Origin of the sequence: Parapedobacter koreensis (genome assembly GCF_900109365.1) — a bacterium.
Lineage (GTDB): Bacteria > Bacteroidota > Bacteroidia > Sphingobacteriales > Sphingobacteriaceae > Parapedobacter > Parapedobacter koreensis.
Genome location: NZ_FNZR01000008.1, coordinates 135,471 through 151,281 on the forward strand (window position 1 = coordinate 135,471; position 15,811 = coordinate 151,281).

The 15,811-nt window shown below is 48.2% G+C and carries 10 protein-coding genes and 1 pseudogene; 9 read left to right on the plus strand and 2 right to left on the minus strand.

What is annotated here, in order from left to right; translation table 11 throughout:
• The first annotated feature begins 47 nt into the window (after window positions 1–47).
• The 3 genes and pseudogenes from rpsO to BMW65_RS18075 all read left to right on the plus strand — a co-directional run.
• Window positions 48–326, plus strand: a complete 279-nt coding sequence (gene rpsO / locus BMW65_RS18065) for a 30S ribosomal protein S15 (protein WP_090607507.1) — start codon at window positions 48–50, stop codon at window positions 324–326.
• A gap of 166 nt (window positions 327–492) precedes the next feature.
• Window positions 493–2,631, plus strand: a complete 2,139-nt coding sequence (gene pnp / locus BMW65_RS18070; protein WP_090607732.1) for a polyribonucleotide nucleotidyltransferase — start codon at window positions 493–495, stop codon at window positions 2,629–2,631.
• Window positions 2,632–2,761: 130 nt separating this feature from the next.
• Window positions 2,762–4,282 (plus strand): annotated as a pseudogene (locus tag BMW65_RS18075) (IS1182 family transposase); the annotation flags it as partial.
• Window positions 4,283–4,498: 216 nt separating this feature from the next.
• On the opposite strand, the gene BMW65_RS18080 reads toward BMW65_RS18075, so the two are convergent.
• On the minus strand, window positions 4,499–6,754 hold the full coding sequence (locus tag BMW65_RS18080) for a GH92 family glycosyl hydrolase (protein WP_090607508.1): 2,256 nt from the start codon (window positions 6,752–6,754) through the stop codon (window positions 4,499–4,501).
• A 150-nt stretch (window positions 6,755–6,904) separates the two neighbouring features.
• Between BMW65_RS18080 and BMW65_RS18085 the strand changes: the two genes are divergently transcribed.
• Entirely contained in the window at window positions 6,905–7,924 is a 1,020-nt protein-coding gene (locus BMW65_RS18085) for a LacI family DNA-binding transcriptional regulator (RefSeq protein WP_090607510.1), read from the plus strand.
• Here the strand turns inward: BMW65_RS18085 and BMW65_RS18090 are convergent.
• Complete coding sequence (locus tag BMW65_RS18090) at window positions 7,881–8,381, minus strand: methionine-R-sulfoxide reductase (RefSeq protein ID WP_090607511.1); 501 nt, start codon at window positions 8,379–8,381, stop codon at window positions 7,881–7,883. The genes BMW65_RS18085 and BMW65_RS18090 overlap by 44 nt on opposite strands.
• Window positions 8,382–8,790: 409 nt before the next feature.
• Here BMW65_RS18090 and BMW65_RS18095 point away from each other — a divergent pair, with 409 nt between their 5' ends.
• From BMW65_RS18095 to BMW65_RS18115, 5 genes are read left to right on the plus strand one after another with little or no spacing between them, the layout of a single operon-like run.
• Window positions 8,791–10,080, plus strand: coding sequence for a cytochrome c3 family protein (locus BMW65_RS18095; RefSeq protein ID WP_090607513.1), 1,290 nt, complete (start codon window positions 8,791–8,793; stop codon window positions 10,078–10,080).
• Between the two features lie 45 nt (window positions 10,081–10,125).
• Window positions 10,126–13,140, plus strand: a complete 3,015-nt coding sequence (locus BMW65_RS18100; RefSeq protein WP_090607514.1) for a TAT-variant-translocated molybdopterin oxidoreductase — start codon at window positions 10,126–10,128, stop codon at window positions 13,138–13,140.
• Window positions 13,141–13,160: 20 nt separating this feature from the next.
• The gene (gene nrfD, locus BMW65_RS18105) at window positions 13,161–14,642 is read left to right on the plus strand and encodes an NrfD/PsrC family molybdoenzyme membrane anchor subunit (protein WP_090607516.1); all 1,482 of its coding nucleotides are present in this window, start codon (window positions 13,161–13,163) and stop codon (window positions 14,640–14,642) included.
• Between the two features lie 2 nt (window positions 14,643–14,644).
• Window positions 14,645–15,181, plus strand: a complete 537-nt coding sequence (locus BMW65_RS18110) for a DUF3341 domain-containing protein (protein WP_090607517.1) — start codon at window positions 14,645–14,647, stop codon at window positions 15,179–15,181.
• The gene (locus BMW65_RS18115) at window positions 15,174–15,800 is read left to right on the plus strand and encodes a c-type cytochrome (protein WP_317040489.1); all 627 of its coding nucleotides are present in this window, start codon (window positions 15,174–15,176) and stop codon (window positions 15,798–15,800) included. Before BMW65_RS18110 ends, BMW65_RS18115 begins: the two co-directional genes overlap by 8 nt.
• The last annotated feature ends 11 nt before the right edge of the window (window positions 15,801–15,811 follow it).

Genomic DNA, 15,811 nt, shown 5'->3' on the forward strand with positions numbered 1-15,811 from the left:
ACCTTTGCAGCCAATATTTTTTTTAACGCTTTAATATTATTCAAGTAATGTATTTAAGTAAAGAGTACAAAGCGGATATTTTCGCTGAATTTGCCGGAGGCGCAACCAATACCGGTTCTGCTGAAGGTCAGGTGGCTTTATTCACCAAACGGATTGCTCATTTGACGGAGCATTTGAAAGCAAACAGGAAAGACTTTGCTACCCAACGTTCTTTGCAGAAGTTGGTAGGTAAACGCCGTTCTTTATTGAAGTACCTTTTCAATAAAGATATCGAACGTTACCGGGCCATCATCAAAGCATTGGGCTTGCGTGACATTATTAAATAGCTTTCAGGTAAAACTTTCTATGAAGCCATCCCATTTATCATGGAGGTGGCTTTTTTTATTCGTGAATACTGCGCATTTTAGCTAAGTTTGTGCAAATTTAAAAGGTCTATTATAAAAAAATGATGTGCTTCTAAAAGACGAACGGCACATCGAATGGAAACAACAAATGAGTTACAACGAAATCAAAACAACAATCGATATGGGCGGAGATCGCCAAATCGAGATTTCAACCGGAAAATTGGCCAAACAGGCCGATGGTTCGGTAGTCGTGAAGCAGGGGAAAACCATGCTACTTGCTACCGTGGTTTCTGCACAGGAAGCCAAACCCGGAACGGACTTCTTACCGCTTTCGGTAGATTATCAAGAAAAGTATGCTGCTGCGGGACGCATTCCGGGCGGGTTTTTACGTCGCGAGGCACGCTTATCAGATTATGAAATCCTTATTTCACGGTTGGTGGATCGTGCCTTAAGGCCCTTATTCCCCGAGGATTATCACGCGGATACCCAAGTGATGATTTCTTTGATCTCCGCAGATAAAGACATTATGCCGGATGCTTTGGCCGGCTTGGCTGCCTCGGCTGCCATCGCTGTGTCCGATATTCCGTTTAACGGCCCCATTTCAGAAGTACGGGTAGCTAAAGTTGATGGCCAGCTGGTTGTCAATCCACTATTGAGCGAATTGGAGCGGGCTACGCTCGAATTTATTGTCGCAGGTTCTGCGCAGGATATCGTCATGGTGGAAGGTGAAGCGAAGGAGATTTCCGAACCCGAAATGGTGGAAGCTATCGAATTTGCCCATCAAGCTATCAAAAAGCAAGTGCAGGCTCAAATCGAACTTGCTGAACGGGTTGGGAAAACCGCGAAACGCGAATACAACCATGAACCGAGCAATCCTGAATTGCGTGAGCAAATCTTTGCAGCTACCTATGATAAGGTCTATCAAGTGGCCAAATCGGCTTCGGCAAAGCATGAGCGTAGCGAACAGTTTAAGCAGATTGGCGAGGAATTTATACTGGCGGCGTTCAGCGACGAGGAAATCGATGAAGAAACAGCGTTCTTAATTAAGAAATATTATCACGATGTACAGTATGATGCTGTGCGTAATTTGATATTGGACGAAGGCATTCGGCTTGATGGCCGTGACGTGCGTACGGTACGTCCAATATGGAGTGAGGTGGATTACCTGCCAGCGGCCCATGGTTCGGCTGTGTTTACACGTGGCGAAACCCAGTCCTTGACTTCGGTGACATTGGGTGCGAAAGATGATGAGCAAATGATTGACGGGGCGTTTATCCACGGGTACAACAAGTTTATATTGCATTATAATTTTCCGGCATTTTCCACGGGCGAAGTGCGCCCTAACCGGGGGCCTGGCCGCCGTGAAGTAGGGCATGGCAACTTGGCCATGCGTTCACTGAAACAGGTACTGCCTACCGGTGACGAAAATCCGTATACCATTCGCGTGGTTTCGGACATCCTGGAATCGAATGGGTCGTCATCCATGGCTACGGTATGTGCTGGATCGCTTGCCCTTATGGATGCGGGCGTGAAAGTGAAGGCTCCGGTATCGGGTATTGCTATGGGGTTGATTACCGATGAAAAAACGGGCAAGTATGCGATTTTAAGCGATATCCTGGGAGACGAAGATCACTTGGGTGATATGGACTTTAAGGTGACGGGTACGGCAAATGGTATTGTCGGTTGTCAGATGGATTTAAAGATCCATGGGTTGAAATGGGAAGTGCTTACGCAAGCATTGGAACAGGCAAAGGAAGCCCGGTTGCATATTCTGGGTGAGATGGCGAAGACCATTATCGAGCCGCGCGCCGATTATAAGCCACATGCGCCTCGTATCGTCAGCTTTACCATTGACAAGGAGTTCATTGGTGCCGTCATCGGCCCCGGTGGAAAGATCATTCAGGAGATGCAGCGTGAAACGGGTGCTACCATTGCCATTGAAGAAGTGGGCAATAAAGGTGTGGTACAGGTGTTTGCTGAAAACAAAGCTTCCATCGATGATGCCGTACGCCGGATCAAAGCGATTGCCGCTAAACCGGAAATCGGTGAAATCTATGAGGGTAAGGTAAAGTCTATCATGCCGTTTGGGGCATTTATCGAAATCCTGCCGGGCAAAGATGGCCTGTTGCATATCTCGGAAATCGACTGGAAGCGGTTTGAAACGATGGACGGTATCTTCAACGTGGGTGATATGGTCACCGTAAAGCTGTTGGATGTCGACAAACAAGGCAAGCTGAAGCTTTCGCGCAAAGCCTTATTGCCAAAGCCTGAGAAAAGAGAAGTATAAGAAAAATCAGTTTCCTATAAAAAGGGGGCTGTCTAAAAAGTTCCTTTAAAGAAAATCCCCGGCCAAAATCGGCCGGGGATTTTTATTGTTTGTCCTAAAGATTTGTTATCTTTAGGTGCACCCAAACAATATGGCAAACATACGATTCAAACCCCTGCCTTCCAACAGTCCGGTCCTTTTTCCGGAGGATATTTTCAGTCGGATCCCATCTGACCACCCGGTCCGGCTTGTCAGTCAGGTTGTCGACGGACTTGATCTTTCACACATTATTTCGCGCTACAAAGGGGGCGGTACATCGAGCTACCATCCGAGGATGCTGGTCAAAGTGCTGTTTTACAGTTACCTGAGCAATATCTATTCCTGCCGGAAGATCGAGAAAGCCTTACGGGAGAACATCCATTTCATGTGGCTTTCGGGCAACAGCACGCCGGATTTCCGTACGATCAATTATTTCCGGGGCAAGCGGCTGAAGGGGCATATCCAGCGGCTTTTTGCCGATGTGGTGGGGATGCTGCAGGAACTGGGCTATGTGAGCCTTGAAGTGCAGTACATAGACGGCACGAAGATCGAGTCGGCGGCCGGGCGCTACACGTTCGTATGGAAGGGTTCGGTGGAGAAGAACAAGGCCAAGCTGGAAGCGAAGATATCCTCGGTGCTCTCGGATATCGAAAGCCAGATCAAGGCCGACCAATCCGGGCTGAAGCATGCCGATACGGCAAAGCCCATCGACAGCAGGGAACTGAAGGAGAAGCTCTCGGAGCTCAACAATAAACTGAAAGACACGGGGAAAACCACCCAAAAGCAGCTTAAGAAATTACAGGAAGAACATCTCCCCCGTCTGGAGCAGTACGAATACCAACTGGAAATGCTAGGCGGGCGCAACAGCTACAGCAAGACCGACACGGATGCCACTTTCATGCGTCTGAAGGACGACCATATGCAGAACGGGCAACTCAAACCGGCCTACAATGCGCAGATCAGCACCGAGGAGCAGTTCATCACCCATTGCAGCATCCACCAAACGGCCGGGGACACCACCACGCTGGCAGGCCACCTGGAGGGGTTCCAGCAGCAATGCGGCACCCAGAGCAGGGAGGTGGTTGCCGATTCGGGCTACGGCAGCGAAGAGAACTATGAAATGCTGGAATCCAGGGGGATAGAGGCTTTCGTCAAATACAACTACTTCCATAGGGAGCAGAAGCGCAGTTATAAAAACAACCCGTTCCTTGTACAGAACCTGTTCCACAACGCGGAGGAAGACTTCTATGTATGCCCGATGGGACAGCGGATGGAGCAGTACAGACAGGGCAGAAAGGTAAGCAGCAACGGGTATGTCTCGCAGCTGGGCTACTACCGGGCAAAACGGTGCGAAGGCTGCCCGATGCGGGGGATGTGCCATGACAGTAAAGAAGACCGGATAATCATGGTCAACCGCCGGCTGAATGAACTGAGGAACAAAGCACGGGAGCTGCTGGCATCCGACCGGGGGGTGATGCACCGGAGCAAAAGACCCATCGAACCGGAAGCGGCTTTCGGGCAGCTCAAAAGCAACAACAACTTCAACAGGTTCACCCTGAAAGGCCTGGCGGGTGTCGGAATCGAGTTCGCCCTCATGGCCATCGGGCACAACCTGAGGAAAATGGTTGCAAAAGCCAAAAACAGGCAAAACAACGGCACAAACACCCCCTATAACCCGGCGCTTATCAAACTATGCCCTTTGCTCTGCCGCCATTACAGTCATAACCGGCAGGCTGCATAGCAAATAACCCGAACCCAAAATATCCGACCGACAATATCGAGTTCGCCATAAAAAAAGGGGCTACCTTTTTAGACAGCCCCCTTTCTTGTTTCGGATCACCTGGTCCCCTTACTGATTACCGGCAGTGCCCGGCCAGGTCTCCGGTTTGCGGCCAAAACGTTTATTGGGTTTCGGCCCCATTTTGAGCACCAACTCGCCGCCGTTGAGCAGGTCTTGGTGTAGGATGTAGGTGCCCTCATAAGGTTTGCCATTTAGTGTGGCCGACTGGATATAACTGTTTTGGCTACCATTATTGAGAGCACGGATGACAAACAGTTTGCCATTTGGTAAGGTAAAGGTCGTTTCATCCGCTATTGGACTTCCAAACACATATTCGCCGCTGGCAGGGTTGGCAGGATAAAGCCCGGCAATGTTCCAGACGGCCCAGGCACTCATCTGGCCGGCATCTTCATTGCCGGCATAGCCATCCGGGCCATCGTGGTACATGGAGTCTACGATTTGGCGGACACGTTCCTGGGTCTTCCAGGATTCACCGATATAACTGTACATATAAGCGATGTGGTGGCTGGGCTCGTTGCCGTGTGCGTACTGTCCAATGAAACCGCTCGCATCTGGCGAGATGTTCTCGCCGTGCATTTCCGAAGGAGCGGCAAACAACGCATCAAGTTTGCTGCTCAGGCCTTGATTACTTCCATATAGCTTGGCCAACCCTTGTACATCATGGGGTACGAAGAAGGAATGCTGCCAAGCGTTGCCCTCGATATATTGGCTTTTGTCGAAGTCGTGTTCTGACCAAAAAGGATCGAAAGGCTCTACAAACTGTCCATCACTCTTTTTGGCGCGCATAAAACCAGTTTGTTTGTCAAATAGATTGGTGTAAGATCTTGCCCGGTTCATAAACGTAGCGTGGTCGGCTGTTTTACCGAGCTTTTTGGCAACTTGGCCAATGCACCAATCGTCAAAAGCGTATTCCAATGTGATGGTCACGCTTCCGCCAGCTTTATCCTGGGGTAGATAGCCGTATGCAATGTAATCCGGTACGCCACGGATATCCTGATATGCACTCTTCAGCATGGCCTGATAGGCCTGTTCGGCGTCTAATCCGGGCCAGTCTTTAAGGATGGCATCAGCCAATACGGGAATGGCATGGTAGCCTGTCATGGTATTGGTTTCCCACGTGCTCAGATCCCATACAGGGAGTAAGCCGTTTTCGTCGTGGAATGCCAACATGCTGTTGAGTATATCGGTGTATTTTTCGGGCTGCGTCAGCGTAAATAAGGGGTTCAACGCACGGAAGGTATCCCACAGTGAAAAGAGCGTGTAGCGGCTGGCACCGTTGGGCATGGTGTGTATATCGCCATGGGCGTTTTTGTATTCGCCATCACGGTCTGCGTATAAGGTAGGAGACAGGGCGGTGTGGTACAGTGCAGTATAAAAGACGCGCTTTATTTCATCATTGCCTGAACTGATTTTGATTTTTTGCAGCTCGGCTTCCCATTTGTCTTTAGCAGCCTGATGTACATCATTGAAGCCCTCATCCTCGGCAAGATGTAATTCCTCCAATGCCTTTTCATAGCTGGTTGTTGATAGGGCTACTTTCAGTTCAACAGTGTTATGAGGTAGGCTGCCGTCAAAGATCAGTTGGGCAGATACGCCTTTGCCGCGGTCATACGTCTCGGCCATATCGATCATGGCCGACGCGGATAGCCCGTTGTTGAGGATGGTTTTTACAAAAGGGAAGGAGGTTCTGGCCGCAAAATATACGCGTTGCACATTAGCCCAACCGGTAGAATAGCGATAACCTATCAGGGTGCTGTCGTTGAGGACGCTGATATGGGTTTCGATGGGTGTATCCCAATTTTGGTGAAATGAAAGGTCAAAACGTATCACAGGCGTATCATTTGGTTGTGCGTACGTATACCTGTGGTAACCGATCCGCTCAGTGGCCGTAAGTTCGACGTGGATGCCGTTTTCCAGTGTGACCTGGTAATAGCCTGGTGACGCCCGCTCGTTGTCATGGCTGAACTGCGTCTGCACAAAAGTGGTGGTATCGTCAAGTGGTGCTATCAACGGCATCACCGATATGTCCAGCCAATCACCGATGCCCGTACCGCTTAAATGCATGTGGCTAAATCCCGCAATTAAGCTGTCGCTGTAATGATAACCGCTGCACCAATCCCAGGCGCTGCGGCCGTTGTCAGGACTCAATTGCACCATGCCGAAAGGGACAGTAGCCCCCGGAAACGTATGGCCATGCCCGCCCGTGCCGATGAATGGATCGACATACGAAATCAGTGAATCTTGGGCCCATGACCAGGTGCATAGGGCAATGAAAATTACGGAAGTGCTTAAGCGCTTTAGCATGTTTGTTTCAAAAAAGTTACTATTCCAATTCGCTGTAAAGCTAATTTTTTATTCCAAAACGGTAAATAATTTTGCGAATTATTTTGTGGACTTCATTGAAAAATCCATACGTTTGTCTCGAAGCTAAACATTAAGCTTTTTTTTGCTAAAATGAAGAAAAAAATACTTATCAGCGACATTGCAAAGGATTTGGGCGTGTCAGTTACTACCGTGTCTTTTATCCTTAATGGCAAAGCTAAAGAAAAGCGCATCAGTGATGGCTTGACCAAGCGCGTATTGGAATACGTGCAGAAAGTAGGGTATAAACCTAATGAACTGGCGAAAAGCTTGCGGACCGGCAAAACAAAAATTATTGGCTTGGTTATCGAGGATATTTCCAATCCTTTTTTTGCAAACATTGCCCGCCTCATTGAGACGAGGGCGTACAGTAAAGGGTATCGTATTATCTATTGCAGTACGGACAACCAGCCCGATAAAACCATCGAACTTATCCAGCTTTTCAGGGATCGCCATGTAGACGGTTATATCATTACGCCATCTGAAGGGATACGTGATACGATTCAGGCGTTGCTCAGCAACCAGCTCCCGTTGGTTTTGTTTGATCGCTATATTCCGGGTTTGACGACCAATTATGTGGTTTCTGACAACGTAAGGGGCGCATACGATGCCACAGCCCATCTTGCACAGCAAGGATATAAACGCATTGCGCTGGTTACCTTATATTCATCCCAGACACAAATGCAAGATCGGATGAACGGCTATATGCGGGCCATTGATACGTATAAATTGCAGCCCTACGTCAAAAAGGTCAATATGGGCGATGATGAGGCAACGACGATGCAGGCGATTTACTCGTTTTTAGCGGATCAAGAACCAGACGCTGTCTTTTTTGCTACCAATTATATCGCAATCACGGGTTTAAAAGCATTGAAACACTCCCCTGTCCCGATGCCGGGGATTGTCTCCTATGATGACCACACACTTTTTAAGTTGTTTTCGCCCACGATTACCGCCGTATCCCAGCCCATAGAGGCCATAGCGGACGAGCTTATCAATGTGCTGCTCAACCAGCTCGATGGTAAGGTGAAAGAGACGAAACAAATCATGTTGCCATCGGAATTAATCATCAGGGAGTCTTCGCTGCCACAAACTTCATTGATAACGAGTTGACACAATGGCGGGTGTTTTTTTCGGTGAAGCGTTCGCCAAGGAAAACGTGGCCCAAGTGTCCGCCGCAGTTGGCACAAACGATTTCCGTACGTCGCCCATCGGCATCAGGGATGCGCGTCACGGCACCTTCGATTTCATCATCAAAACTCGGCCAGCCGCAATGGGACTCGAATTTGTCCGTTGAGCGGTACAAGGGGGCATTGCAGCGCTTGCATACATAGAGCCCTTGCGCTTTGTTGTTGAGTAATTCGCCAGTGAATGGCCTTTCGGTACCTTTGTGGATAATGACGTATTCTTCCTCGGGGGTCAATTTGTTGTATTTCGTGGTATCCATGGTGTTTTCAATTGAAGTATGATTGGCATGATCGGACTGATGTTGAACATCCCGTTGTGCGACGGTCTGCCCACATGCCAAATAAAAAAACGAAGATGTTAATACAAGGCTAACATAACGCATAATTAATCTTTTTTCTTGAAGCAATTTGAATTAATTTGCCCTATGCGAATATACATAATTTTTAACAAAAGGTTTCATGACGGATGACAAAATTGGAGGTGTGCACGTCGGTGGCCAAGGTGTTCACCATACACTACATGATAATAAAAAATTATATAAAAAAAACAAAATCCATAAAATTGTACTTATTCCAGTGATCGGTTGCGTATCACCATAAAATATGCCCTATGCGCTCTAATCGCATATTTTGATCAATTTAGAACGATTATAAATTATTAAATTCAGTCATCCAATTGTCACCGATACGCCAATAAGTTATACTTTTGTGGCATTATTAAAGGGGTGTAGTTCCATTGATTCAGATAACCCAAATTTTTACATTCATCATAATCTGTATAAAGTGCTCAATATGAGAAATATCTCATTAGTTTTTGAAAGAATTGCTAAGCCAATATCCGTAGCATTGGTGTTGTTGTTTTCGGTTTCTTCGTTGCAGGCGCAGGATGCGAAGGAAGGTGAGACGATTTTCAAGGCCAATTGTTCTTCTTGTCACAAGGTATTTGGTAAGTTTTTGGGCCCAGAACTGGCTGGAGTGAATGAGCGGCGTGACGAGGCTTGGTTGTTGAAATGGATTCACAATGCACCTTCTGTGATTGCATCCGGTGATCCGATTGCTTTGGAATTGGATGCCCAGTTCCCTTCGGCTGCAATGACCGCCTTCCCCCAATTGGGTGAGGGCCAAATAAAAAGCATCCTGGCTTACATCAAGGCCGAAGAGGAAAAGAAAGCGACCGCAGATGCAGCAGGAGGGGCTACTGGCGTTGGTGGCGGTGCTGCGGCCGCAAGCGGTGATGCCAGCGGCTTTATGATCGTGGGCTTGGTAGCCGTAATCATCCTGGCCTTTGTGGTTATCTTGGTGCTCAACAAGGTCATCCGTACCTTGGAACGGGTTATCGCAAGCAACAAAAACCTTATTCCAGAACCTGTATTGGTTGAAGGGCCAAAGAAGGACTATATTGGCAAGTTAAAAAAGCTGGCCAAGAATAAAAAGCTGGTGTTTTTTACCGTGCTGATGTTGGCCATTTTCCTTGGCTCCGCCGGGTGGAAGACACTGTGGAATGTAGGGGTTCATGAAGGGTATCAGCCCGTGCAACCCATCAAATTTTCTCACCAGTTGCACGCGGGGGTCAATCAGATTGAATGCCAATACTGTCACGGTGGCGCCTTTAAATCAAAAAATGCTTCTATTCCTTCGGCGAATGTCTGTATGAACTGTCACAAAGCGATCACAGCAAGTGATAAATATGACGGGGAGTTGTCGCCGGAAATTGCCAAAATATACCGGGCATTGGATTACAATCCGGAAACCATGGAATACGGGCCGAACCAACGGCCGATTGAATGGGTACGGATTCACAATCTACCTGATTTTGCTTATTTCAATCACTCGCAGCACGTCGTTGTAGCCGGTGTGGAATGTCAGACTTGCCATGGGCCAATAGAAACGATGGAGGAAATCTATCAGTATTCGCCACTTACTATGAAATGGTGTATAAATTGCCACCAAGAGACGGAAGTGAATCATGAAGGCAATGCTTACTATGATCAGTTAATAGCCGCCCATGAGAAGTTGAAAAAAGGCGAGAAAGTAACCGCCGCGATGTTGGGTGGCTTGGAATGTGGCAAATGCCATTATTAAGATAAATACATAATATAGACATACGCAATCTTATATATAGCTTAAATGGATAGCAACAAGAAATATTGGAAAGGGTTGGAAGAATTGCATCAGACGCCTGCTTTTGTGTCAAAAAGCAAGGGTGAATTTGCCGAACCGATTCCTGTAGAAGACGTATTGAATGAAGCTGGCTTGAGCACGAAAACCCCCCGCCGCGATTTCCTGAAAGCGCTGGGATTTGGACTGGGAGCCGTTACGTTGGCAGCATGCGAACGTACACCCGTACATAAAGCCGTACCATACTTGATTAAACCCGAGGAGGTGACTCCCGGCATTCCTAACTTCTATGCCTCTAGCTTCAAGGGGCAAAGCGTATTGGTGAGAACACGCGAAGGCAGGCCTATCCTGCTGGAAGCTAATCCCGAAGCTGTAGGGCTCAATTGCGGTACGGATGCCGCTGCTCAGGCTTCGGTGTTGGACCTGTATGATATGTCCAAGCTGAAGGGGCCCAAGTTCAATGGGGCTGATATTTCTTGGGACGAACTGGATACCCATGTTGTGACCGCTTTGGATGCTGCCAGCGCTGCCGGCAAACAAATCCGTATTGTTGCGTCAACGATAAATAGCCCGTCAACCCTGGCGGCGATAGCGCAGTTCTCAGCAAAATACCCCACAGCCCGCTTAGTTGAAGTGGACGCTGTATCGTATAGTGGAATTATCAAGGCCAACCAGCATAGCTTTGGAAAGGCTGTAGTACCGCATTACCGTTTTGATAATGCAGATGTGATTGTGAGTGTAGCCGCTGATTTTATCGGCACGTGGTTGAGCGGGGAAGAACACACCCAACAATACATCGCAAACCGCGATTACAAAAGTCTGCAAAATGGCAAAATGTCACGCCATATTCAATTTGAAGGCGGCATGAGCCTTACAGGTTCCAATGCAGACGTGCGGATAGCCATCAAGCCTTCCGAAGAAGGCCCGCTATTGATTGCGCTCTATAACGTCATCACGGGTGGCAGTTTGCCCGGTGCGTTGAGCACAAACCAAAAGGCACAAACGGCATTAAAGCTGGTGGCTCAGGAGTTGCAACAGGCACGGGGCCGTGCGGTGGTGGTCGCTGGCTCCAATGACATGGCGATACAAACGCTCACCAATGCTATCAATGTGGCATTGCAAAGCTACGGCAGCACGATTGATTTGGACAATCCGTCCTACCAACATAAAGGGGATGACGAGGCGTTTGCTTCATTTTTAGCTGAAGCAAACCGGGGTGATGTGGATGCCGTGTTCTTCTTGGACAGCAATCCGTTATATGATTATCCCAATGCTGAAGCGGTGAAAGAAGCGTTGAGCAAGGTCAAGTTTAAGTTGTCATTTGCTGACCGCGAAGACGAAACGGCATCGGAATCGGAAGCCATTGCGCCGAATCACAATTTCTTGGAATCCTGGGGCGATGCGCATCCGCGTGGAGGCTACTATACCATTGTGCAACCCACTATTAATCCGGTATACAATACACGCCAGGCTGAACATAGCCTCTTGCTTTGGGCAGGCGAAAAGACCGATTACTATACATTCGTTAAGAACAACTGGGAGCAAAATATCCTTGTCGGCAGCACCAAGACCTGGAAAGATGTGCTACAGACTGGTTTTGAATATAAGGGAGACCAGCCTGCATCGACTTACAGCGTCGACGCGGCCGCACTCACTACGGTGGCGAATACCATTGTAGCGAATAGCAAAGCATTGGCTGGCGAAGTAGAGGTACAGCTTTACCAAAGCGTGGCGCTGAAAGACGGCAAACAGGCAAACAATGCCTATTTGCAGGAATTGCCGGATCCGGTATCCAAAGTGACGTGGGATAACTACGCGGCCATTAATCCGAAATTCGCCGAGTCATTGGGACTTGGGGAAAACAGTTTGGTCACCGTAGAAGGAGAAGGCGGATACAAGGTCGTACTGCCCGTACTGATGCAGCCTGGCCAAGCCATGGGTACTGTTTCTATTGCCCTAGGTTATGGCCGTACCAAAGTTGGTAAGGCGGGTAACAATGTGGGACAAAATGCCTACCCGTTTGCGAAGTTGGTAAATGGTACATTACAATTCAATACAACGGCTAAGTTGACCAAGGCCAGCGGCACCTACGAATTGGCACAAACGCAAACCCACCATACGATTGAGGGCCGTAATGTTATCCGCGAGACGACTTTTGCACAGTATAAGGAAAATCCGGGGCATAATGCCGGAAAGTGGACGGATCAGCACAAGACGTACGATTTGTGGAATAAATATGAGCAACCCGGGCATAAATGGGTGATGGCAATCGACCTCAATGCATGTACCGGGTGTGGTTCATGTATCGTCGCTTGTAATGTTGAAAACAATATCCCTGTGGTCGGACGTGATGAGGTGCGCCGCCGCCGCGAGATGCATTGGATGCGGATAGATCGCTATTACGCTATTGAGCAAGATGGCCAATCGTATACCAAAGAAGATGACATCCGCGATTTGGATGATATGGAAAGCGTATCGGTGGTACACCAACCCATGATGTGCCAGCACTGTGAGCACGCACCATGCGAGACCGTATGTCCGGTACTGGCCACCGTACACTCTTCTGAAGGGTTGAACCACATGGCTTACAACCGTTGTTTTGGTACACGCTATTGTGCGAACAACTGTCCGTATAAAGTGCGCCGTTTCAACTGGTTTAACTATTGGAATGATTCCCGTTTTGATAATTACTTGAATAATGAATTTACACAATTGGTGTTGAATCCGGATGTCGTCTCACGGTCGCGTGGGGTGATGGAGAAATGCTCGATGTGTATCCAACGTATCCAAGCGGGCAAACTGAAAGCAAAAATGGAAAAACGGCAGCTGCGGGATGGTGATATCACCCTGGCTTGTGGCTCTGCATGTTCAGCTAACGCCATCATCTTTGGCGATGCCAATGACCCTAATTCCGAAGTATCCAAGGCATTGAAGAACGAACGTGTATACTACGTGTTGGAGGAAATTAATGTGCAGCCGGGAATCGGTTACATGACGAAGGTGAGAAATACGTATGAGGCTTAATCAATTTGAAACAATAGACTATGTCATCGCATAACGAATCAATATTAAGAGAACCATTAGTAACCGGAAAAGATATCACCTATGCTAAGGTGACGGACGATATCTTGCTGCCGGTAGAAAATAAACCTAATAAAGCTTGGTGGATAGGGTTCACCATGGCGGCGTTGGGCGCTTTGCTATGGGTCGTGAGTGTCAGCTACACATTTTGGACCGGTATCGGGGCTTGGGGATTGAACAAGACCGTTGGTTGGGCGTGGGATATCACCGACTTCGTATGGTGGGTAGGTATCGGTCACGCTGGTACGCTTATTTCGGCGGTATTGCTGTTGTTCCGGCAAAACTGGCGTAATTCCATCAACCGATCGGCAGAAGCAATGACGATTTTTGCGGTGATTTGCGCCGCTACGTATGTAGTGGCCCACATGGGACGCCCTTGGCTGGCCTATTGGATTTTCCCTTTGCCAAACCAGTTTGGCTCGCTGTGGGTAAACTTCAATTCACCGTTGGTATGGGATGCCTTTGCGATTTCGACGTATTTTACGGTATCGTTGGTATTCTGGTATTGTGGTCTGTTGCCGGACATCGCTTCTGTACGCGACCGTGCGGCCGGGTTAAAACGCCGCATTTATTCCATCCTTTCCTTCGGATGGAACGGTTCGGTTAAAACCTGGCAGCGTTTTGAAATCGTATCGCTCATCCTTGCGGGCATTTCTACACCACTGGTGCTTTCGGTGCACACCATTGTATCCATGGACTTTGCCACTTCGGTGATTCCGGGTTGGCACACCACCATTTTCCCGCCCTACTTCGTTGCGGGTGCTATCTTTTCCGGTTTTGCCATGGTGCAGACACTCCTGTTGGTCATGCGCAAGGTGCTCAACTTTGAAAACTACATCACGATGTTCCACATCGAGTCGATGAATAAGATTATCATGGTCACCGGTTCCATCGTAGGTATCGCTTATTTGACCGAGTTATTCATCGCTTGGTATTCCGGTTCGGAATACGAAATGTATGCATTTGCCAATCGGATTGCAGGCCCGTACGCTTGGGCTTACTGGGCGATGATGACGTGTAATGTGATTTCGCCGCAATTGTTCTGGTTCAAGAAGATACGTACAAGCATTCCCATTTCATGGGTGCTTTCCATCGTGGTCAATATCGGGATGTGGTTTGAACGTTTCGTGATTATCGTTACTTCCTTGCACCGCGATTATATCCCTTCGAGCTGGGCGATGTTTTATCCTACTTGGACGGATGTCGGTATTTTTGTGGGCTCCATAGGCCTGTTTTTCACCCTATTCTTGCTGTTCCTCCGGTTCCTGCCGGGTATAGCGATTGCCGAAGTGAAATTATTGTTGAAGAGCGCAAGTTTGCAACAGAAGACCAAGCTGGTTAAAGAGGGGCATTTGGATCCCGAGCATGTGGAATTCTTCAGAAATTCACTTTCAAAGTACGATTCAGTCAGTGAAGAAGACATTAAGGAATTAGAAACCAAGTAGCAATGAGCAATATCAAATATATCATCGGAAGTTTTGCAGACCCGGACGAGCTGATGCACGGGATTGACAAGCTGCAAGCCAATAACATTAGTATCTATGATTGCTTTACGCCGATGCCCATCCATGGTATTGAGGCTAAGTTGGGCGTGCGGCCGTCGCGGCTACCCATAGCAGCCTTTTGCTTTGGATTATTGGGCGGTACACTGGGTTTTAGTCTTTTATATTATACAATGGCCTATGATTGGCCCATGAATATCGGGGGCAAGCCTGCGCTGCCGCTGCCTGATTTTGTACCGGTTACTTTCGAATGTACCATCTTGATCACCGCCTTAGGCATGGTAGCAACGTTTTTTTATCGCAATCATTTGTTCCCGGGCAGGGCTCCGCGGGTAATGGATTTGCGCGCCACGGACGATCGGTTCGTCATTGCTGTCGATGCCAATGATAATACGGATCATGAGAAAATAGAAGACCTATTGAAAGAAGCTGGAGCCGTAGAAGTGAAGTACAATGAACGCAAATATGTTAGCTATGAATAAGATGAGATTTCTTGGCGCTGTAGGTGCAGTCGTAGCGATTGCGGCTGTAGTAGCTTGTGGTGACAATACCACGCGCAGCACGGGCTGGGAATTTTCGCGAAATATGTATGATCCGATAGGATATAATCCTGACCAACCGAATGCCAACTTCAAAGACGGCAAAACGGCTCAGGTGCCGCCACCGGGTACTACACCTGTGGGATTTGAGCGCTTTCCCTATACGGCGAGCACGGAAGATTATGAGCGCGCCGGTGCTGAACTGTTCAACCCCCTCCAACGCACGGAGGCAACCCTTGCTCAGGGCGAGGCCCTTTACCAAGTGTATTGTGCGGTATGCCATGGACCCGAAGGTCACGGTGATGGTTCGATTACCAAAGACAGGCGGTTGGAATCTAAGTCTGAATCGCGGCAGTTGGAGAATTTTCCTCCACCGCCATCATACGCCAAGTCCGATGGGATCAATTCTTCAAGAGGAGGCCTGATGGCTGAATTAACGGATGGTAAGATTTACCATACGATTACTTACGGACTGAATATGATGGGATCTCATGCGTCTCAATTGTCTCCCGAAGAACGTTGGAAGGTGGTCATGTATGTCAGAGAATTACAAAAGAAATAATATTATATCAG